This is a genomic window from Spirosoma humi (assembly GCF_054776575.1).
Genome location: NZ_BAAHBR010000001.1, coordinates 256,208 through 271,126, shown reverse-complemented (window position 1 = coordinate 271,126; position 14,919 = coordinate 256,208). Strand labels below are relative to the sequence as shown.

The following is a 14,919-nucleotide window of genomic DNA, read 5'->3' as shown; positions in this document are numbered from 1 at the left end:
GAGTAGCCACCCTTTATGAAAACGCAATCACAACGGGTTAACTGTCCGATCATATCTATTGCCGACGACGACCAGTATCTATACCGACAGGCATTCGGCGAAGCCTGCCTAACGGCCGTTATCTATTTCTTTACGCAAAAATCGCAACTACTCGATGCCCTGCATGGTGACGTTTATCCCGATCCATCATTGCTGATCATGGACTGGCCTATGGCCCTCCGAAAAGGCTACGCAGCACTGACCGTATTGGCGCATACACCCGCCTGGCAAGCCATTCCGGTGGTCATAATTACCACAGATGCAGACGGGCTAATTATTGGCTATAAACTAAACTGTAAGGGCGGCAAACTGACCGTTTCCCACCAGTAGTTTCGCAGTTCCTGGAAGTAGGATATCCATTCTTCATAACTGCCTGGCTTCGTTACATACGAGGAAACGCCGAGCTTGTAGGCATCCATAATATCGTGGTTACTCGTAGAGGAGCTAAGCATGAGAATGGGGATCTGATTCAACGGGGCAGGCATCTCTTTTATAGCCCTGAGCAACGCCCAGCCATTTTCCCGCTCCGGCATATACAAATCCTGCACGATCAGCTTGGGTAATTCCCACTCTTGGGTCTGCCACTCCTGGAGCCAGTCAAGCGCCTGTTCGGCAGTAGCGGCCCGAACGGCCGTCACTTCAGAAAGACATACCTGCATGGCTTTTCTAATCAGGATCCAGTGGTCATCACTGTCGTCGATGACCAGCACTTTGGCCTGGCTGAAGTTAGCCTTAATTCTGGCTTGATCGCTTTTACTTTTCATATAGTTGAAGGGAGATATTAGTCGGTTACAGGTAGAACTAATCTACTTGTCTAATGGATTATAAATTTATTCATTCTTACCGAACAATCACGATCTATTTACTATTTCTCCTGCTAGTTTAGCATCGAACGTCGCTGTAGATAAGCGACGTCGTCTTCTGGCACCCAGCGTAATTATACTAGCCAAAACAGCGGTTTTATTAGGTAATGGATCCGTGTCGATTTACCAGCAGGATGTATTGGTCAGAAGCCTCGATCGCCAGAGAATAACCCTAAAATTAGGTAACGGTCCCCAGGTGCCTGATTCGGTAAGCAGCGCCAAAAAGTTTAGCCCCCGGTAACCGAGAAGGCGCTCCCAACTGGGAACGCCTTCTCGGTTACCGGGGGCTAACGCACCACAGCCTTATTCGTTAACTATAAGGAGGCTTGCCAATGTCGACTTTCCCGTCGCGATTTCGATTTGGATGGGTTGTCGTTGCCTCATCGTCATCCAGTTCATCGTCTGATGGTGAGGTATCCATACCGCTAAGCGGGGTGTCTTCAGGCGTATCATTACCGGGTAATGTGGTTGATTTGTCGGAGCGATCGCCCAACCCTGCGGGCGAAACGGCCTGTTTGGCCCGAATGATGGCTTCTTTATCTTCGTCTTCCATGTTTATACGGGTTGAGTCTAATGTGTCAATTTCACTGTGTCTAACCAATCAGATTGAAGAAGGTTTTGTCAATTACCTCCTCGGGGAATGCTTACCGGAAGGTTGACCAATGAGTAAAAATGACTACTACCCTAGATAATCTAGATCCTAATTTTATTTTTTACCTATATCTGACATTTCCTATAACGAAATGGGAATGGCTTGACTGTAACGACTGATTTCATCACTATTGGTGAAATGCCGTCACCTTGCCCGAACCGCCCTGAAGGTCAATGGACACCGCAAAGTAGACGTATATTCTGTGCCTGGTTTTGCTGTAATTTAGTTGATAAAGACCCATTTCCTTACTCTTTCAGGTATTGACAAACAGGAGGAGGAAACAGGACGTTGCTCAGAAGTAATCATTAATTATTCCAGAGCAAAGACTCAAAACGTTATGAAAACCAAAGTAATGGCAGTTGGCCTGCTAATGACCCTGTCGCTTGGAAGCGCTTCGTTTGCGCAACAGGCCAACGCAACGATGAACGCGGGCTCAACCACCACAGTGGGCAAAGAAAGTACGTCGTCGTTCGACAACCAGAACAAGAAAGGAGCGGCCGCTGTAGCCGCCGTGAAGGCTACCCCCGCAAAACTCTCCGGGACTGATCAGGATCTCATGCTCCAGGTAGCCAAAGGGGGCGTTATGCAATTGGAAGCCAGCAAGCTGGCCGTACAACAAGCCACTAGCCCCGAAATCAAGCTTCTGGCACAGGCCGAAGTAGAGGAACAAACCGGTTTGTCGGCTAAGCTCCAGGAAATTGCTACGGCAAAAGGGATGACCCTGCCTACGGGACCGGACGCAGAAACGCAGACCATGCTGAGTAAATTGCAGAGTACGACGGGAATGTCTTTTGACCGCCTGTACCTAACCGAGAGTGGCGTAAAAGGCCACGAAAAACTCGATGCGGTCATGTCAACGGTTGAGTCGAATGCATCGGACGCAAGCCTGAAAGGGGTTGCTAAAGCGGCTCATCCACTCATCAAAACTCACTTAAAAGTGGCTCGGCAGATCGTCGATAAATTATAGTCTTCCTCAACGAGAAACGCTGGTTCGACCCTATCGACGGGTCGAACCAGCGTTTTTATGCCTTGTAACCAGATGAGTTGCTCGTCAGCAAAAGCTGGTTTGTAAACGTTTCTTTCATGTTTACGAACAGGGTTGTAAAGCGCTGGTGAATGATGATCCCAAACGTGACAACCGGGGCTCTACCTGCCACCAACCCAGACCCGGCGGTACCAGTGACTCAACAGGCTTTCCGGTCGCCAGCCCCTGGAGCATAGACACCAGCGCCGTTGGTTCAGGCTGACCACTGCTTACATTAAACACGCCCGGCTCGTGAATATTCTCCCGACGGGTAAGCAGGCAATGCCAGTCGTATAATCCCATCAGAGCCCAACTCGTAACTGCCCGAACATCGACACCAACGGCTTTCGCCTGCTGCGCCTGTTGCCAGATTTCACCCAGCCACCGCATCTGTTCCTCTTCCCTGTCGCCCAGGTGCGCTTCGGTAACGACCATTGGCAGACCATAACGTTGCCAGGCCTCGACCAATAACCCACCTAGGCCTGTTCGCTGGTTGGGCGCTCCGCGCACCACTTCCGTATCGATATAACGGTGGCGACCGTTTCCCCCGCACATGTGCGGAGGGTACTTATGCACCCGATGGTCCAGGTAGCGTTCACTGGTCACGTAATGATTGACGCCGATCAAAGAAGGCGGACAGGAATTTTCGGCCAGAAACCACAGATCGCGCTCACTCGCCCCCGATCGACGCAGGTAGTCCCATAAGGGATGGTCAGGCGTTACCCGACCACAGAGCAAATCCCAGCTCAGCCACCGGCGTTCGTTTTCCAGTTCTGCCTGATACCCAAGCAGCGCCGTACTGTGCGTCTTGCCTAAATCGTCAGTTTGAATCAGTTGCGCATCGGGCCTGACCTTTCTGATCTCCGCCATAGCCAGAACGGTAGCCCGGCACTCATTCAGCAGCAACTCGACAAATACCCGGTTGGAACGCCCATGCGGATACCAATGACCATACAGCCCACCGAAGCGAGCGGTTGTTAGTGGCTCATTAACGGGTGTATAGGCATTTATCCAGGGGTATCGCTCCGCAACACGCCCCGCATACCGGGCCAGTTCGCTGGCAAAGGCAGGTTTGTCGTACGTAGCATAACGTGGACCGCAGCCGTGGTGCACCAGGCCCACTATCGGCTCGATACCCAACTCCTGCAAGCGGTTCAGCCGTTCATCGGACCAGCGCCAGTCCAGTTCATCAGGGTGGTTGGGCGCTGTTCGTTCCCATAAAACGGGGTAGCGCAGCGCACAAATACCCAGGCTGGCAATCAGGTCTAAATCCTGCGGACGCTGATGATGACCGCTTCGAATCACTTGGTCCTGGTACTCATCACCGACTCGGTTTACGGTGCACTCCAGGCCGCCCCACAAGGCCAGCTCGGTTTGCTGAACCCTGTTTTGCGGCCATCGACTTATCGTACGGTTGCTCATTGTACTGGTTGCCCGGCTGAAGCCTGTTCAGGCTAAGAGTCCGATCATTGGTTAGGTATGGTCAACACGGGTCTACTCGGGTACGTCTGTCCGGTCGTACCCTAGTGAGGCAATGGCCCTGGTCGCTTGTCAGCCAGGCTTATCAGGATCCGTTTCCAAAAAAAGGAATGGACCGATGACCGTTACCTTATTAGCAAACTCTCCGGTGGTACAGACCGGAAAGCATCCGGTTATGACGGGTACGTAGTCAGAGAAATCTCTCTGAATTATAAACCAGATAACCTTATGAAACCGATTCCAACCAAAGTCCATGGTTTGCTGGACTATACGACGGGTGTCCTCTTTATGGCATCACCCTGGCTGTTTGACTTTGCCGACAATGATAAAGCTCGTCAGGTGGCGCTTGGCACGGGCGCTGCCGTACTGGGCTTATCGGCTTTTACGGACTACGAAGCCGGGGTCGTAAAAAAAGTACCGATGTCGACACACCTAACCGTCGATACCCTGAGCGGCATCCTGGTTGCGGCTTCGCCCTGGTTGCTGGGTTTCGCCAAACGCATCGTCTGGCCACATCTTGCGTTTGGTCTTCTGGAGGTGGGAGCGGGTTTGCTGACGCAGCCTGAACCTACATCCGGGCCACCAATGTAGGCTTATAGGAAAGTGACCACTACCTCATTTCCACGCCAATTTATCGGCCTCGGCTGTGCTGCCAGGGTTCACCTGCTAGTGTTCGGCTGTCTGTATCCGACCAATTAAATAAACTATTAACCAATAGACCCCTTACTCAAACATTATGTTCTATCACGACAAGAAACTACAATATAAGGTACGGGTTGACAAACCCAACCCACAGTTTGCCCGCTTACTTCAGCAGGCCATTGGCGGTATTGAAGGGGAAATCCGGGTGTGTTTACAGTACCTTTTCCAGGCGTGGAATTCGCGCGGTCCCGTGCGTTACCGCGATATGCTGCTGGACACAGGCACCGAGGAGATTTCCCATATCGAGATGCTGGTTACGGCGGTATCCCTCAATCTGGAAGGTGCATCGAGTAGCGTGATTGACACAATTGTTGGAAACGACCCGATTATGGAAAAAATCGTTGGTGGTGGCGACCCCCGGCAATTTTTATCGGGTGGCCTGGGTGCTCTGGCAGCGGATGCCAACGGCGTTCCTTTCAATGGTTCCTGGGTGGTGAGTTCGGGAAATATTGCGGCCGATATGTACGCCAACGTTATGGCCGAAGCGACTGGCCGAACGCTGGCGACACGCCTGTACGAATTAACGGATGATGCTGGCATGAAAGACATGCTGTCATTTCTGATTGCCCGCGACACCATGCACCAGCAACAATGGCTGGCCGTTCTGGAGGAATTAGGTAACGGCGATGCCCGTAATGTGCTGCCCATTCCGAACAGCTTCCCGCAAAGTCTGGAGAACCAGGAATTCAATTATGCCTTTGTGAATACAAATATTGATCCTGCCGAGCCAACTGTTGGGGCCAATCGGCGGTGGACCCACGGGCCATCGCTGGATGGCCGGGGTGAGTTCCGGGAGGTGAAAGCGCAGCCCATGGGTGACGAACCCATGTTAGGGCCGCCAATACCCGAGGGCCATGCCCAGACGGAACAAATGACAGGAGCCGGCGAAAAAAGCTAACCTGTTTGCTTCTTGAACCAGCACCGGGTCCACTCGTTCGCCATAAGGCCTACCGAGTGGACCCGGTGCTGGTTTAGTGGGTTGCCCCTGGCGAACATTAAACAAACGTACCAAAGCCGTCGGTCGCCGAACCACTCTTGAGCGTTAGCTTTTTAGCATTCCCCAGTAATTTAATGCTGGGTGTCTGGTATGTTTTTTTGGGTAATGAGTTTACGGAGGGTACAGTTTTTCCAGCCATTTGCCGCACAATTAAAGGGTATCAGATTATTTCCTCGCTGTTAACGTATAGAACGATCAGGTAAAGCAAACCCGCTCCAGGCTTGTCATACAGACAAGCTTGAACAAGTTTATCTTTGGCTCTACAGGTCCAATTATACTATAATTATTTCACATTATATACTTTAAACACCAGAATGCATACTAGGTTATAACAGTCATACTAATCATGAGCGGAGCAGATGGGTATATTCGGATCAGTAAGTTATGGCGAATGGAAATAGAGCGGCTGTGTAGCGTACGGCCGAGATCACTGTATATAGAACAAACGTGATGAGTAGGCCACTACGAATCCTGTCCGGAGCGACTGATGCACGCAGTAAGAAACGAACAGACGAAAAGAAATCAATCAGTTTGCTTCGGTGAATGATAAAAGTAGCTGATCGCCCGTCGCCCTTGCCGAAACTCGATACGGCTGCTGATTCACTATCATGTCGAACGTCTGCGTAACCTCTTTTCCAAGGCTTTCTGTACAGTAACGAAGTAAGGTTGCCGCATGGGTACACGCAAACGTAGTGGTTATAGGCTGACCCACTACCTCGGATATAGGGCGATCGATAATATATCCCAGCGTCGAATTAGCCTTAACAATCTGAAAGTCTACTATACATTCAGATTCTCCCCTATCCGGCCAAACAGGCTCGACCACGGCTACTCCCGCCGGAATATGCTCCAGCGCGACATCCAGAAGCTGAGCCTGCTGGTTAACCTTTTCCTGTGCCTTCCTGACGGCTGTCGTATCATTGTAGGTAACCATGATGCCCGCTACAGTAGGGACAATTTTCCCCTCGCGCCAGATGTCGTACTCAGGATAGTAATGTTCTACGTGAATGATCTGGTTTGTTTCGCAGGCCTGCACATATTGCTTGAAAAGACCATTGATACTCGTTGCCGGGTACATTTCCCACATGGTACGGCCCACCACATCGTCGCGTTGATAGCCTGTCATTTTCAATCCGGCTTCATTCACCATGATCAGTTTGAAATCGCTGACCTGCCCATATTCGTCGCGGATGGCTTCAAAAACAGATATTCCGTTGACCGACTCCTCGAAGGCAAGTCGCATCGTATCGGCCATGGCTCCCTCATCAACATCTGTTTTTGCATCGGTACTATCCGTAAACGTGATCAGAATATTTTTCTCTAGTCGCACCGCAGATACGGCTAACCAGCTAGGCTTCGCCTGTCCGGGGCGAAAGTAATGAACCTCGAACTGAGCCGATTGGCCCGTATCCAATACATTCCGATACCGTTGCAGCAAGTTTTTTTCCGCTAAATGGGGGAAGGCCTGAACGAACGACTGACCCAATGCTTCAACAGCCGGGCAATCCAACTCCCGTTCAGCGACAGCGTTTATCATCGTCATGTACAGATCGATTAAGCTGCCATCGGCACTCCGGATAGCCTGAAGAACCAGTACGCCATTGGGCGATGCCATCAATACATTTTGTACTAACTCGGTTGAAGGCAAAGTTATCTGGTTCATTGGGCTGGGGCAAAGTTCTGTCTCCTAATTGGTAAATATAATCATTGCCAGTGATTTCCTATCTTCCGGGCAAAACGCTAACAAGCTACTCATCAGACGATTAAATACTCGCACCCCTAAAGGAGGTGGTCATATAACGGCCGATAAGGGATGCTATCTGCCTGTGTAAATGATACAACAACGCTTGCTAAGCAGATTATGTTGACAGCTCTACTCATCGGGAAAGAAATTAATTAGTTTGTCCATCAGCAGATAATACCTCCTTAAAGAGTAGTATTTGCCTAGTTTACGCTACTTTTAGAAAGTCATCTACCGCATGACCTCCTGAATGCCCATGCCCTATACGTTTATCCTTCTCTTTCTTCTGTACCTGACCACAACCGCTGCCGGACAACGCACCCCGCCGGATACCTCGTTTGGGCAGGTAGCCCGAAATCAGGCCATAGCGGCCTACGAACGAACACTCTACGAGCAGGCTCATATTTACGAAGGCAACGAGTACATTGCGCACGATTACCGCATAAAAATTCACCCCTTTTATCGAATAGATAGTCTTCAGCTAGGCACAGTTCTATATAATGGTGTGCAGTATAAGGAGGTGCAAATGCTGTATGATATCGTTCGGGACGAACTAGTCGTTCAGCCACCGGGCGGTGGGTATCGGTTGCGGGTACGCAATGACTACGTAGCTGCCTTTACGCTGGGAACCCATCAGTTTTCGCGCATCGTTGGTGATAGCGCAACGGGCCTGCCAACAGGCTATTACGAAGTGCTGTCCCCTGGCAAGACCAAAGCCCTGTCGCATCGGGTAAAAACCGTTCATGAAGATATTTCGAGTGGCTCCTATCGGGCAGAGTATGTCCCCAAAGACCGCTTTTACGTCCTGAAAGAAGGAGTGTATCACGAAGTAAAAAGTAAGCGTTCGCTGCTTAACCTGTTTCCCGACCAGGCCAAAAACCTACGTAAATACATACGGGCTAACAAACTGAAATTTACCGACGACCAGCGAGAACTAGCGGTTACGCAGTTGACAAAACGGTATGAAGAATTAACCAAGTAATTATGGCTCAACTTTACCGCGCCTGTTTCCTCTTTCTCGGACTACTTTGCTGCCTGACAACCGTTTCCGGACAGGCAGTGTCTGACAAACCCATTCGTGGTGATTTTTCAAACCTGCGCTTCGGCCAGTTTGTTGAGCGGATTGAGGCCCAGACACCCTACCGTTTTTTTTACAATCCGGCTGATACCGATAGCATTGCCGTGGATATGCGGATCGAAAACCAACCTATCCGCTCTGTACTCCAGCAACTTTTCAAGGACACTAAATACTCGTTTGCCATTGATAATCAGCAACGCGTTTACATCACCACGACCCGCCCTATCAGCACCGAATTACCTATTGGCTTCTTCGTCCGGGGGCGCTCGGATTCGGGCGTCGATTCGACGTACCTGACGGAGAGCCAGCCAAAACGGGTAGAGCCTGAAACAAAAGTATACGAGATCGGTAAACGCACCAATCCAATCAGGCCGGGCCGCTCAACACTCTCGGGCTATGTGCGAAATACCTCCTCCGGCGAGCCCGTCGTGGGGGCAGCCGTTTATCTGGACAACCCTCGTATTGGCACCATTTCGGATCAATTTGGCTTTTACGCCATCACGTTGCCCCGCGGGCGTCATGACCTTAAACTGCGAAGTATAGGCCTCAAGGATACCCGTCGCCGAATTATCCTGTATGCCGATGGTAAGTTTGATATCGACATGGAAGACGATGTCATTGCCCTCAAAGAAGTGATCATCGAGGCCGAAAAAGACAAAAACATCTCCGGCCTTCAGATGGGGCAGGAACGGGTCGATATCAAGAGTATCAAGCAGGTACCGACGGCCCTGGGTGAAGCCGATCTACTGCGGGTTATTCAGACGTTGCCCGGCGTAAAAACCGTGGGCGAAAGCTCGACCGGGCTCAATGTGCGCGGGGGCGCTACCGACCAAAACCTGATTTTGTATAACGACGCGACCATCTACAACTCATCGCACCTGTTCGGCTTTTTCTCGGCCTTCAACCCCGACATGATCAAGAGTGCCGAACTCTATAAAAGTGCTATTCCGTCTCGTTTCGGCGGGCGGCTATCGTCGGTGCTGGATGTTCAGACACGGGATGGCAATAAAAAGAAATTTGTTGGATCGGGGGGAATTGGCCTGCTCACCGGCCGCCTAACGCTGGAGGGTCCCCTACTCAAAGACAAAACGTCATTCATTGCGGGGGTTCGTTCTTCCTATTCCGACTGGTTGCTGAAACAACTGCAAAACGCGTCTTTCCAGAAAAGCCAGGCGCAGTTTTACGACGTCAACCTCCACATCACCCATGATTTTAACGAGAAGAATACGGTCTACCTGACGGGCTATTTAAGTCAGGACCGGTTCAAGCTCAACAGCGATACCGCCTACCGCTATCAAAACCAGACCGCAACCCTGAAATGGAAACACATTATAACCAATAAACTGTACAGTGTATTCACGGGCAGCTACAGCGGATATACATACGATGTGTCGAGCGAAAAGAATCCGGTTAATGCGTACAAGCTGGCCTTCTCCATCAAGCAGTCGCAATTGAAAGCGGATTTCAATTATTACCCCACCAATCAACATGCCCTTGATTTCGGGATCAGTGGCACCCATTACAAAATATCGCCGGGCAATTTCGGCCCCAGCGGTGGTGAGTCGTTGATTTTACCCGATGTGGTTCCCACGGAACAGGGGCTGGAAAGTGCCGTATACATCGGCGACCGCTTCGACATTAGCCCAAAGCTGTCGATCAGTGCAGGCCTGCGCTATTCCTTCTATTCGTATTTGGGACCGGGATCGGTCTACCAATATGCACCGGGCTTTCCAAAGTCGGTAAATACCATTGTCGACACCCTTTCCTACAACGCCAACAAAGCCATTTCCACGTATCACGGACCAGAATATCGGCTGGCCATCCGGTACGCCCTGTCGAACACGGCTTCCGTAAAAGCGAGCTTTAACCGAACCCGACAGTATATTCAGATGCTATCGAACACGACCGTCATTTCGCCGACTGACATCTGGAAACTCAGCGATCCGAACATCAAGCCGCAGGTAGGCGATCAATACGCGGTGGGCATTTATAAAAACAACCGCAATAACACCATTGAGCTATCGGTCGAAGCGTATTATAAAACCCTTCAAAACCTGCTCGACTACCGGAGTGGCGCTAGCCTGATTCTGAATCACCACATCGAAACGGACGTTGTGCAGGCCGAGGGCAAAGCCTACGGAATCGAGTTTCTGCTCAAGAAAACGACGGGCAAACTGAACGGCTGGCTTAGTTACACCTATGCCCGGACGCTGCTGCGTACCAACGGCCCCATGAACAGCGAAACCATCAATCAGGGAAATTTTTACCCCAGTAGCTACGACAAGCCGCACGATTTTACGATGATCAGCAATTACAAATTAAGCCGCCGGTTTAGTGTGTCGCTGAATTTCACCTACAGCACCGGGCGGCCTATTACCCTGCCGGTTGGCAAATATATACTCGACAATTCAGCCCGTTTGCTTTATTCAGAACGCAATCAGTATCGAATTCCAGACTATTACCGCGCCGATATCGCCATGAACATTGAGGGCAATCATAAAGTAAAAAAGCTGGCGCACAGTTCCTGGACCATTTCGGTCTATAACCTATTGGGCCGGCATAACGCGTATTCGGTGTACTTTAAAGCCGAGAATGGGCGCATCAACGGCTATCAGCTGTCGATCTTTGGTAACCCAATACCATCCGTCACGTATAATTTCCGATTTTAAGCCGAACAAGTAGTGATACCGCGCTTTACGTTTATGAGAAATACATGCCTAAACATTCTCACCTGGTTGCTTATCCTGCTCGTTGGCGGGTGCGTAGATCCCTACCGGCCGCCCGAAATTACATCGCCGGGTAGTTATCTGGTCGTAAATGGATTTTTCGACAGTGCACCGGGCGCTACATCGACGATTCAGCTAACCCGCTCACAGAACCTGACGGACACCAAAGCCCCAACCGTGGAAACGAAGGCTACCGTGACAATCGAAAGCCAGAGCAAAGCCACGTTTCCCTTGATAGAAGGCACCGCAGGCACCTATACGCTGTCGGGTGCAACGCCGATATCGGGTGAAACGTACCGCCTGCACGTGCGGACGGCAACGGGTGTCGAGTACTACTCGGACTATGTGCCGGTGATTCAGACACCACCCATTGACAGCGTTAGCTGGCGGGTCGAAGACAATGGCGTCCAGATCAATGTGAACACCCATGATCCGAAGAACAGCACGCGGTATTACCGCTGGGAGTACGACGAAACCTGGGAGTACTTTACGCCTTTTTATTCAACGCTGGAATTGAAGAATAACCAAATCGTTGACCGCCCGTTCAGCGTCAATCAATGCTGGCGCAGCAACAGCTCCACCAACATCATGACCACCTCCACAACGCGGCTTAGCCAGGATGTTGTGAGCCAGTTCCCGCTGGTCTTTGTCTCAGGTAATTCGAACAAGCTGAGCGTCAAATACAGCCTTCTTGTCAGGCAGTTTGCCCTGAGCCAGCCGGGCTTCGACTATTATGATCAACTGGCTAAGATAACGCAGAACATTGGCTCTATTTTCGATCCTCAGCCCTCGCAGATTACGGGAAACCTACACTGCACCACCAACCCGAACGAACTGGCGCTGGGCTTCTTCCGGGTAGGAACGGTGGAAACCAAACGAATTTTTATTACTTATGCTGACGTGCCATTCCGTCCGATCACGGGCTACGACGGCTGCGTGATCGATACATTTTCGCAGGCTGATATCATAAAATTTCAGTCTGCCCCAATCAAAAAATATGGTGAGACCGGTAGATACCTGGTCTCCTCGGAGTTTTGCGTGGATTGCCGCTTACTGGGCGGTGTACTGACGAGGCCCAGTTTCTGGAAGTAATTACTCTCTGCCGAACAAGCTTTCTTATGCCGATTTCTCTACAGCGTGTATTTTTTAGCCTGCTGCTTGCCAGCGGTTTGCGGTCCTTTGGCCAGGCACCGCCACCGGCCAGTGCCCTGATGCAGTCATTTGACACCTACCGGCGGCAATCGCTTCAGGAAAAGCTGTTTGTGCATACCGACCAGGCCTTTTACCTCACCGGCGAGACGATGTGGTTTAAGGTGTATTATGTCGATGGGACGCGCCACCAGCCCCTCGATGTAAGCAAAGTAACGTACGTCGAATTACTCGACAAGGAGCATAAGTCTGTTCTGCAAACGAAAGTGCCCCTCAGCACAGACGGCGGTAAGGGCACGCTGTTTTTGCCCTCTTCGCTCCATTCGGGAACGTACCTGCTGCGCGCTTACACGAACTGGATGAAGAATTTTAGCCCTGGATTTTTCTTCGAAAAGACCCTGACCGTTGTCAATCCATTTAAGCCGCTAGGGCTTCCCTTGCTTCGGGAAACACCCGATTACCATATTCAATTTTTTCCCGAAGGCGGGAATCTGGTCCAGGGGCTTCCGGGCAATGTAGCGTTTAAGGTGGCCGATGCCTCGGGTCATGGCGTGGCGGTTCGCGGGTGGCTGCTGAATGAGCGGAATGATACCCTGGCGAAATTCGCCCCGCACAAGTTTGGTATCGGTAAATTTTCCTTCACGCCACTGGCCAATACGCGTTACCGGGTCATGATAGCCGACGAGAAAGGGCGAATGACTACCCAGGTTCTCCCAACGGTATACGCTCAGGGCTATACCCTGCGCCTTGAGGAAGCGGCCAACGGTCAGGTGAAAATAACGGTCAACACCAATCTGGATGGAGCCTCGTCGGTGTATCTGTTTGCTCATACCCGAAACGAAATTAAAGTTGCCGAACAGCGGCCAATTGAGCGAGAAACTACATTTCTGATTGATAAAAAAGCGTTGGGAGAAGGCATCTCCCACCTGACCATTTTCGACGCCGACCGTAAGCCCGTTTGTGAGCGTTTGTATTTCAAACGCCCCACGACGCCACTGACGATTGATCTCAAACCTGACCAGAAACAATATGCCTCCCGCACCAAAGTAACGCTGGATGCCCTTGTCGAAGCGGCTGCAGCACAGCCAAAACAGGCCGCGTTGTCGGTATCAGTTTATCGGCTCGATTCACTGGCCGACATGGGTTCGGGCAACCTGCTGAGTTATTTATGGATGACATCTGATTTGCAGGGGCAGATCGAATCGCCCAGCTATTATTTACAACCCGAAAACGCTGACCTGGCCCTGGCCACCGACAACCTGATGCTTACCCACGGCTGGCGTCGGTTTCGGTGGAGCGATATTCTGGGCAATCAGACAACAACCACATCCCAGACGCCCAAAAAACGATTTATTCCCGAACATAACGGAATGCTTATTGAGGGTACCGTAACAGACCCCGCATCGGGCAAACCCATGCCGAACATCATTACCTATCTGTCATCACCCGGCAAACCCGTTCGGCTGTATGTATCCAGAAGCAATGCTAGCGGACAAATTCGGTTTGAAATGCAGGATTTCTACGGACCCAAACCTGTCATTGTGCAAACCAATCCGCAGGATAGTCTCCTGAAACTAACGATAACCGATCCGTTTTCGAGTTCCTTGTCCGCCACACGTTTGCCCGACCTAGCCGTTTCCGAGTCGCAGGCCGATCAGCTCCTGAATCGCAGTGTGGCCATGCAGGTACAGGCCACGTACTGGGGCGATCAGGCCATCCAGTATCGATACCCATCAGTAGATAGCTCTGCTTTTTATGGAACGCCCAAAGAATCCTATGCCCTGGACGCGTATACGCGTTTTCCCAGAATGGAAGAGGTCCTGCGGGAATATGTGCTGGGCGTAATGCCCCGCAAAAAACAGGGGCATTTCCGGCTCTATGTTCTAAACGAACCATACCGGACTATTTTCGAAGACCCATCGCTGGTGCTCCTGGATGGCGTTCCTATTTTCGACATGGACAAAATCATCGATTTCAGCCCACTGAAAATCAAGCAGATCGACGTGATTACAAATAACTATCTTATTGGTCAGGGTTTGTTTCCGGGGCTTGTTAGTTTCCTATCGTACAAAGGCGACATGGCTGGCTTCCCGCTAAGCCCCAGTGCGCTCAGGCTGGATTACGACGGGTTGCAGCTACAGCGGGAATTCTATTCGCCCCGCTACGAGACAGACAGACAATTTAGTAGCCGACTGCCGGACGCCCGGACGTTGTTGTACTGGAATCCGGATCTTAAAACCGACGCACAGGGCAAGAGCCGTGTTCAGTTTTACACCTCCGATCAGGCCGGAACGTATGTTGTGGAAGTAAATGGCTTAACCATGGATGGTCAGGCCGGTAGCCAGCGGGTACTGTTTAACGTAAAAAACAGCCCAAAGTAGCCGAGTCTAGATCATCAGGGGCATTCACATCATCCCGAATCTTCCGGAGAAAGTTTTACGACATCAACATGGGCGACATTCTTTATTT

General features: G+C 51.0%; 13 protein-coding genes. 8 read left to right on the top strand and 5 right to left on the bottom strand.

The window, feature by feature from the left end; translation table 11 throughout:
- Positions 1-15 precede the first annotated feature (15 nt).
- Positions 16-369 carry a response regulator gene (locus tag ACYU8Y_RS01160; RefSeq protein WP_460933336.1) on the top strand — a complete coding sequence of 118 codons (354 nt, stop codon included), beginning with the start codon at positions 16-18 and terminating at the stop codon, positions 367-369.
- On the opposite strand, the gene ACYU8Y_RS01155 is transcribed toward ACYU8Y_RS01160, so the two are convergent.
- Together ACYU8Y_RS01155 and ACYU8Y_RS01150 are read right to left on the bottom strand one after the other, a co-directional pair.
- Positions 321-803, bottom strand: a complete 483-nt coding sequence (locus ACYU8Y_RS01155; protein ID WP_460933334.1) for a response regulator — start codon at positions 801-803, stop codon at positions 321-323. The genes ACYU8Y_RS01160 and ACYU8Y_RS01155 overlap by 49 nt on opposite strands.
- A 409-nt stretch (positions 804-1,212) precedes the next feature.
- Positions 1,213-1,455 carry a hypothetical protein gene (locus tag ACYU8Y_RS01150; protein ID WP_460933332.1) on the bottom strand — a complete coding sequence of 81 codons (243 nt, stop codon included), beginning with the start codon at positions 1,453-1,455 and terminating at the stop codon, positions 1,213-1,215.
- 436 nt (positions 1,456-1,891) lie between these two features.
- Between ACYU8Y_RS01150 and ACYU8Y_RS01145 the strand changes: the two genes are divergently transcribed.
- Entirely contained in the window at positions 1,892-2,521 is a 630-nt protein-coding gene (locus ACYU8Y_RS01145; protein WP_460933330.1) for a DUF4142 domain-containing protein, read from the top strand.
- A gap of 120 nt (positions 2,522-2,641) precedes the next feature.
- Here ACYU8Y_RS01145 and ACYU8Y_RS01140 read toward each other — a convergent pair whose 3' ends face one another.
- A complete protein-coding gene (locus ACYU8Y_RS01140) occupies positions 2,642-4,000 on the bottom strand; it encodes a family 1 glycosylhydrolase (protein ID WP_460933328.1) in 1,359 nt (452 codons plus the stop codon).
- Positions 4,001-4,285: 285 nt separating this feature from the next.
- Between ACYU8Y_RS01140 and ACYU8Y_RS01135 the strand changes: the two genes are divergently transcribed.
- The gene (locus tag ACYU8Y_RS01135; protein WP_460933326.1) at positions 4,286-4,648 is read left to right on the top strand and encodes an SPW repeat domain-containing protein; all 363 of its coding nucleotides are present in this window, start codon (positions 4,286-4,288) and stop codon (positions 4,646-4,648) included.
- Positions 4,649-4,793: 145 nt separating this feature from the next.
- Positions 4,794-5,657 carry a manganese catalase family protein gene (locus tag ACYU8Y_RS01130; RefSeq protein WP_460933324.1) on the top strand — a complete coding sequence of 288 codons (864 nt, stop codon included), beginning with the start codon at positions 4,794-4,796 and terminating at the stop codon, positions 5,655-5,657.
- 97 nt (positions 5,658-5,754) lie between these two features.
- Here ACYU8Y_RS01130 and ACYU8Y_RS01125 read toward each other — a convergent pair whose 3' ends face one another.
- Positions 5,755-5,895, bottom strand: a complete 141-nt coding sequence (locus ACYU8Y_RS01125; protein WP_460933322.1) for a hypothetical protein — start codon at positions 5,893-5,895, stop codon at positions 5,755-5,757.
- 387 nt (positions 5,896-6,282) lie between these two features.
- Positions 6,283-7,419: a PAS domain-containing protein gene (locus ACYU8Y_RS01120; RefSeq protein WP_460933320.1), complete on the bottom strand. Its 1,137-nt coding sequence runs from the start codon at positions 7,417-7,419 to the stop codon at positions 6,283-6,285.
- 334 nt (positions 7,420-7,753) lie between these two features.
- On the opposite strand from ACYU8Y_RS01120, the gene ACYU8Y_RS01115 reads away from it, so the two are divergent.
- The 4 genes from ACYU8Y_RS01115 to ACYU8Y_RS01100 are packed head-to-tail and all read left to right on the top strand — an operon-like array spanning position 7,754 to position 14,831.
- The gene (locus tag ACYU8Y_RS01115) at positions 7,754-8,479 is read left to right on the top strand and encodes a hypothetical protein (RefSeq protein WP_460933318.1); all 726 of its coding nucleotides are present in this window, start codon (positions 7,754-7,756) and stop codon (positions 8,477-8,479) included.
- A 2-nt stretch (positions 8,480-8,481) separates the two neighbouring features.
- Positions 8,482-11,244 (top strand): TonB-dependent receptor, encoded by a 2,763-nt coding sequence (locus ACYU8Y_RS01110; RefSeq protein WP_460933316.1) that lies wholly within the window; start codon positions 8,482-8,484, stop codon positions 11,242-11,244.
- 33 nt (positions 11,245-11,277) lie between these two features.
- The gene (locus ACYU8Y_RS01105; RefSeq protein WP_460933314.1) at positions 11,278-12,393 is read left to right on the top strand and encodes a DUF4249 domain-containing protein; all 1,116 of its coding nucleotides are present in this window, start codon (positions 11,278-11,280) and stop codon (positions 12,391-12,393) included.
- 26 nt (positions 12,394-12,419) lie between these two features.
- Positions 12,420-14,831 (top strand): hypothetical protein, encoded by a 2,412-nt coding sequence (locus ACYU8Y_RS01100; protein WP_460933312.1) that lies wholly within the window; start codon positions 12,420-12,422, stop codon positions 14,829-14,831.
- Positions 14,832-14,919 lie beyond the last annotated feature (88 nt).

Bases quoted from the DNA above. Each gene is read 5' to 3' on its own strand.
- ACYU8Y_RS01160 (WP_460933336.1), top strand. From the start codon at position 16: ATGAAAACGCAATCACAACGGGTTAACTGTCCGATCATATCTATTGCC.
- ACYU8Y_RS01155 (WP_460933334.1), bottom strand. From the start codon at position 803: ATGAAAAGTAAAAGCGATCAAGCCAGAATTAAGGCTAACTTCAGCCAG.
- ACYU8Y_RS01150 (WP_460933332.1), bottom strand. From the start codon at position 1,455: ATGGAAGACGAAGATAAAGAAGCCATCATTCGGGCCAAACAGGCCGTT.
- ACYU8Y_RS01145 (WP_460933330.1), top strand. From the start codon at position 1,892: ATGAAAACCAAAGTAATGGCAGTTGGCCTGCTAATGACCCTGTCGCTT.
- ACYU8Y_RS01140 (WP_460933328.1), bottom strand. From the start codon at position 4,000: ATGAGCAACCGTACGATAAGTCGATGGCCGCAAAACAGGGTTCAGCAA.
- ACYU8Y_RS01135 (WP_460933326.1), top strand. From the start codon at position 4,286: ATGAAACCGATTCCAACCAAAGTCCATGGTTTGCTGGACTATACGACG.
- ACYU8Y_RS01130 (WP_460933324.1), top strand. From the start codon at position 4,794: ATGTTCTATCACGACAAGAAACTACAATATAAGGTACGGGTTGACAAA.
- ACYU8Y_RS01125 (WP_460933322.1), bottom strand. From the start codon at position 5,895: ATGGCTGGAAAAACTGTACCCTCCGTAAACTCATTACCCAAAAAAACA.
- ACYU8Y_RS01120 (WP_460933320.1), bottom strand. From the start codon at position 7,419: ATGAACCAGATAACTTTGCCTTCAACCGAGTTAGTACAAAATGTATTG.
- ACYU8Y_RS01115 (WP_460933318.1), top strand. From the start codon at position 7,754: ATGCCCTATACGTTTATCCTTCTCTTTCTTCTGTACCTGACCACAACC.
- ACYU8Y_RS01110 (WP_460933316.1), top strand. From the start codon at position 8,482: ATGGCTCAACTTTACCGCGCCTGTTTCCTCTTTCTCGGACTACTTTGC.
- ACYU8Y_RS01105 (WP_460933314.1), top strand. From the start codon at position 11,278: ATGAGAAATACATGCCTAAACATTCTCACCTGGTTGCTTATCCTGCTC.
- ACYU8Y_RS01100 (WP_460933312.1), top strand. From the start codon at position 12,420: ATGCCGATTTCTCTACAGCGTGTATTTTTTAGCCTGCTGCTTGCCAGC.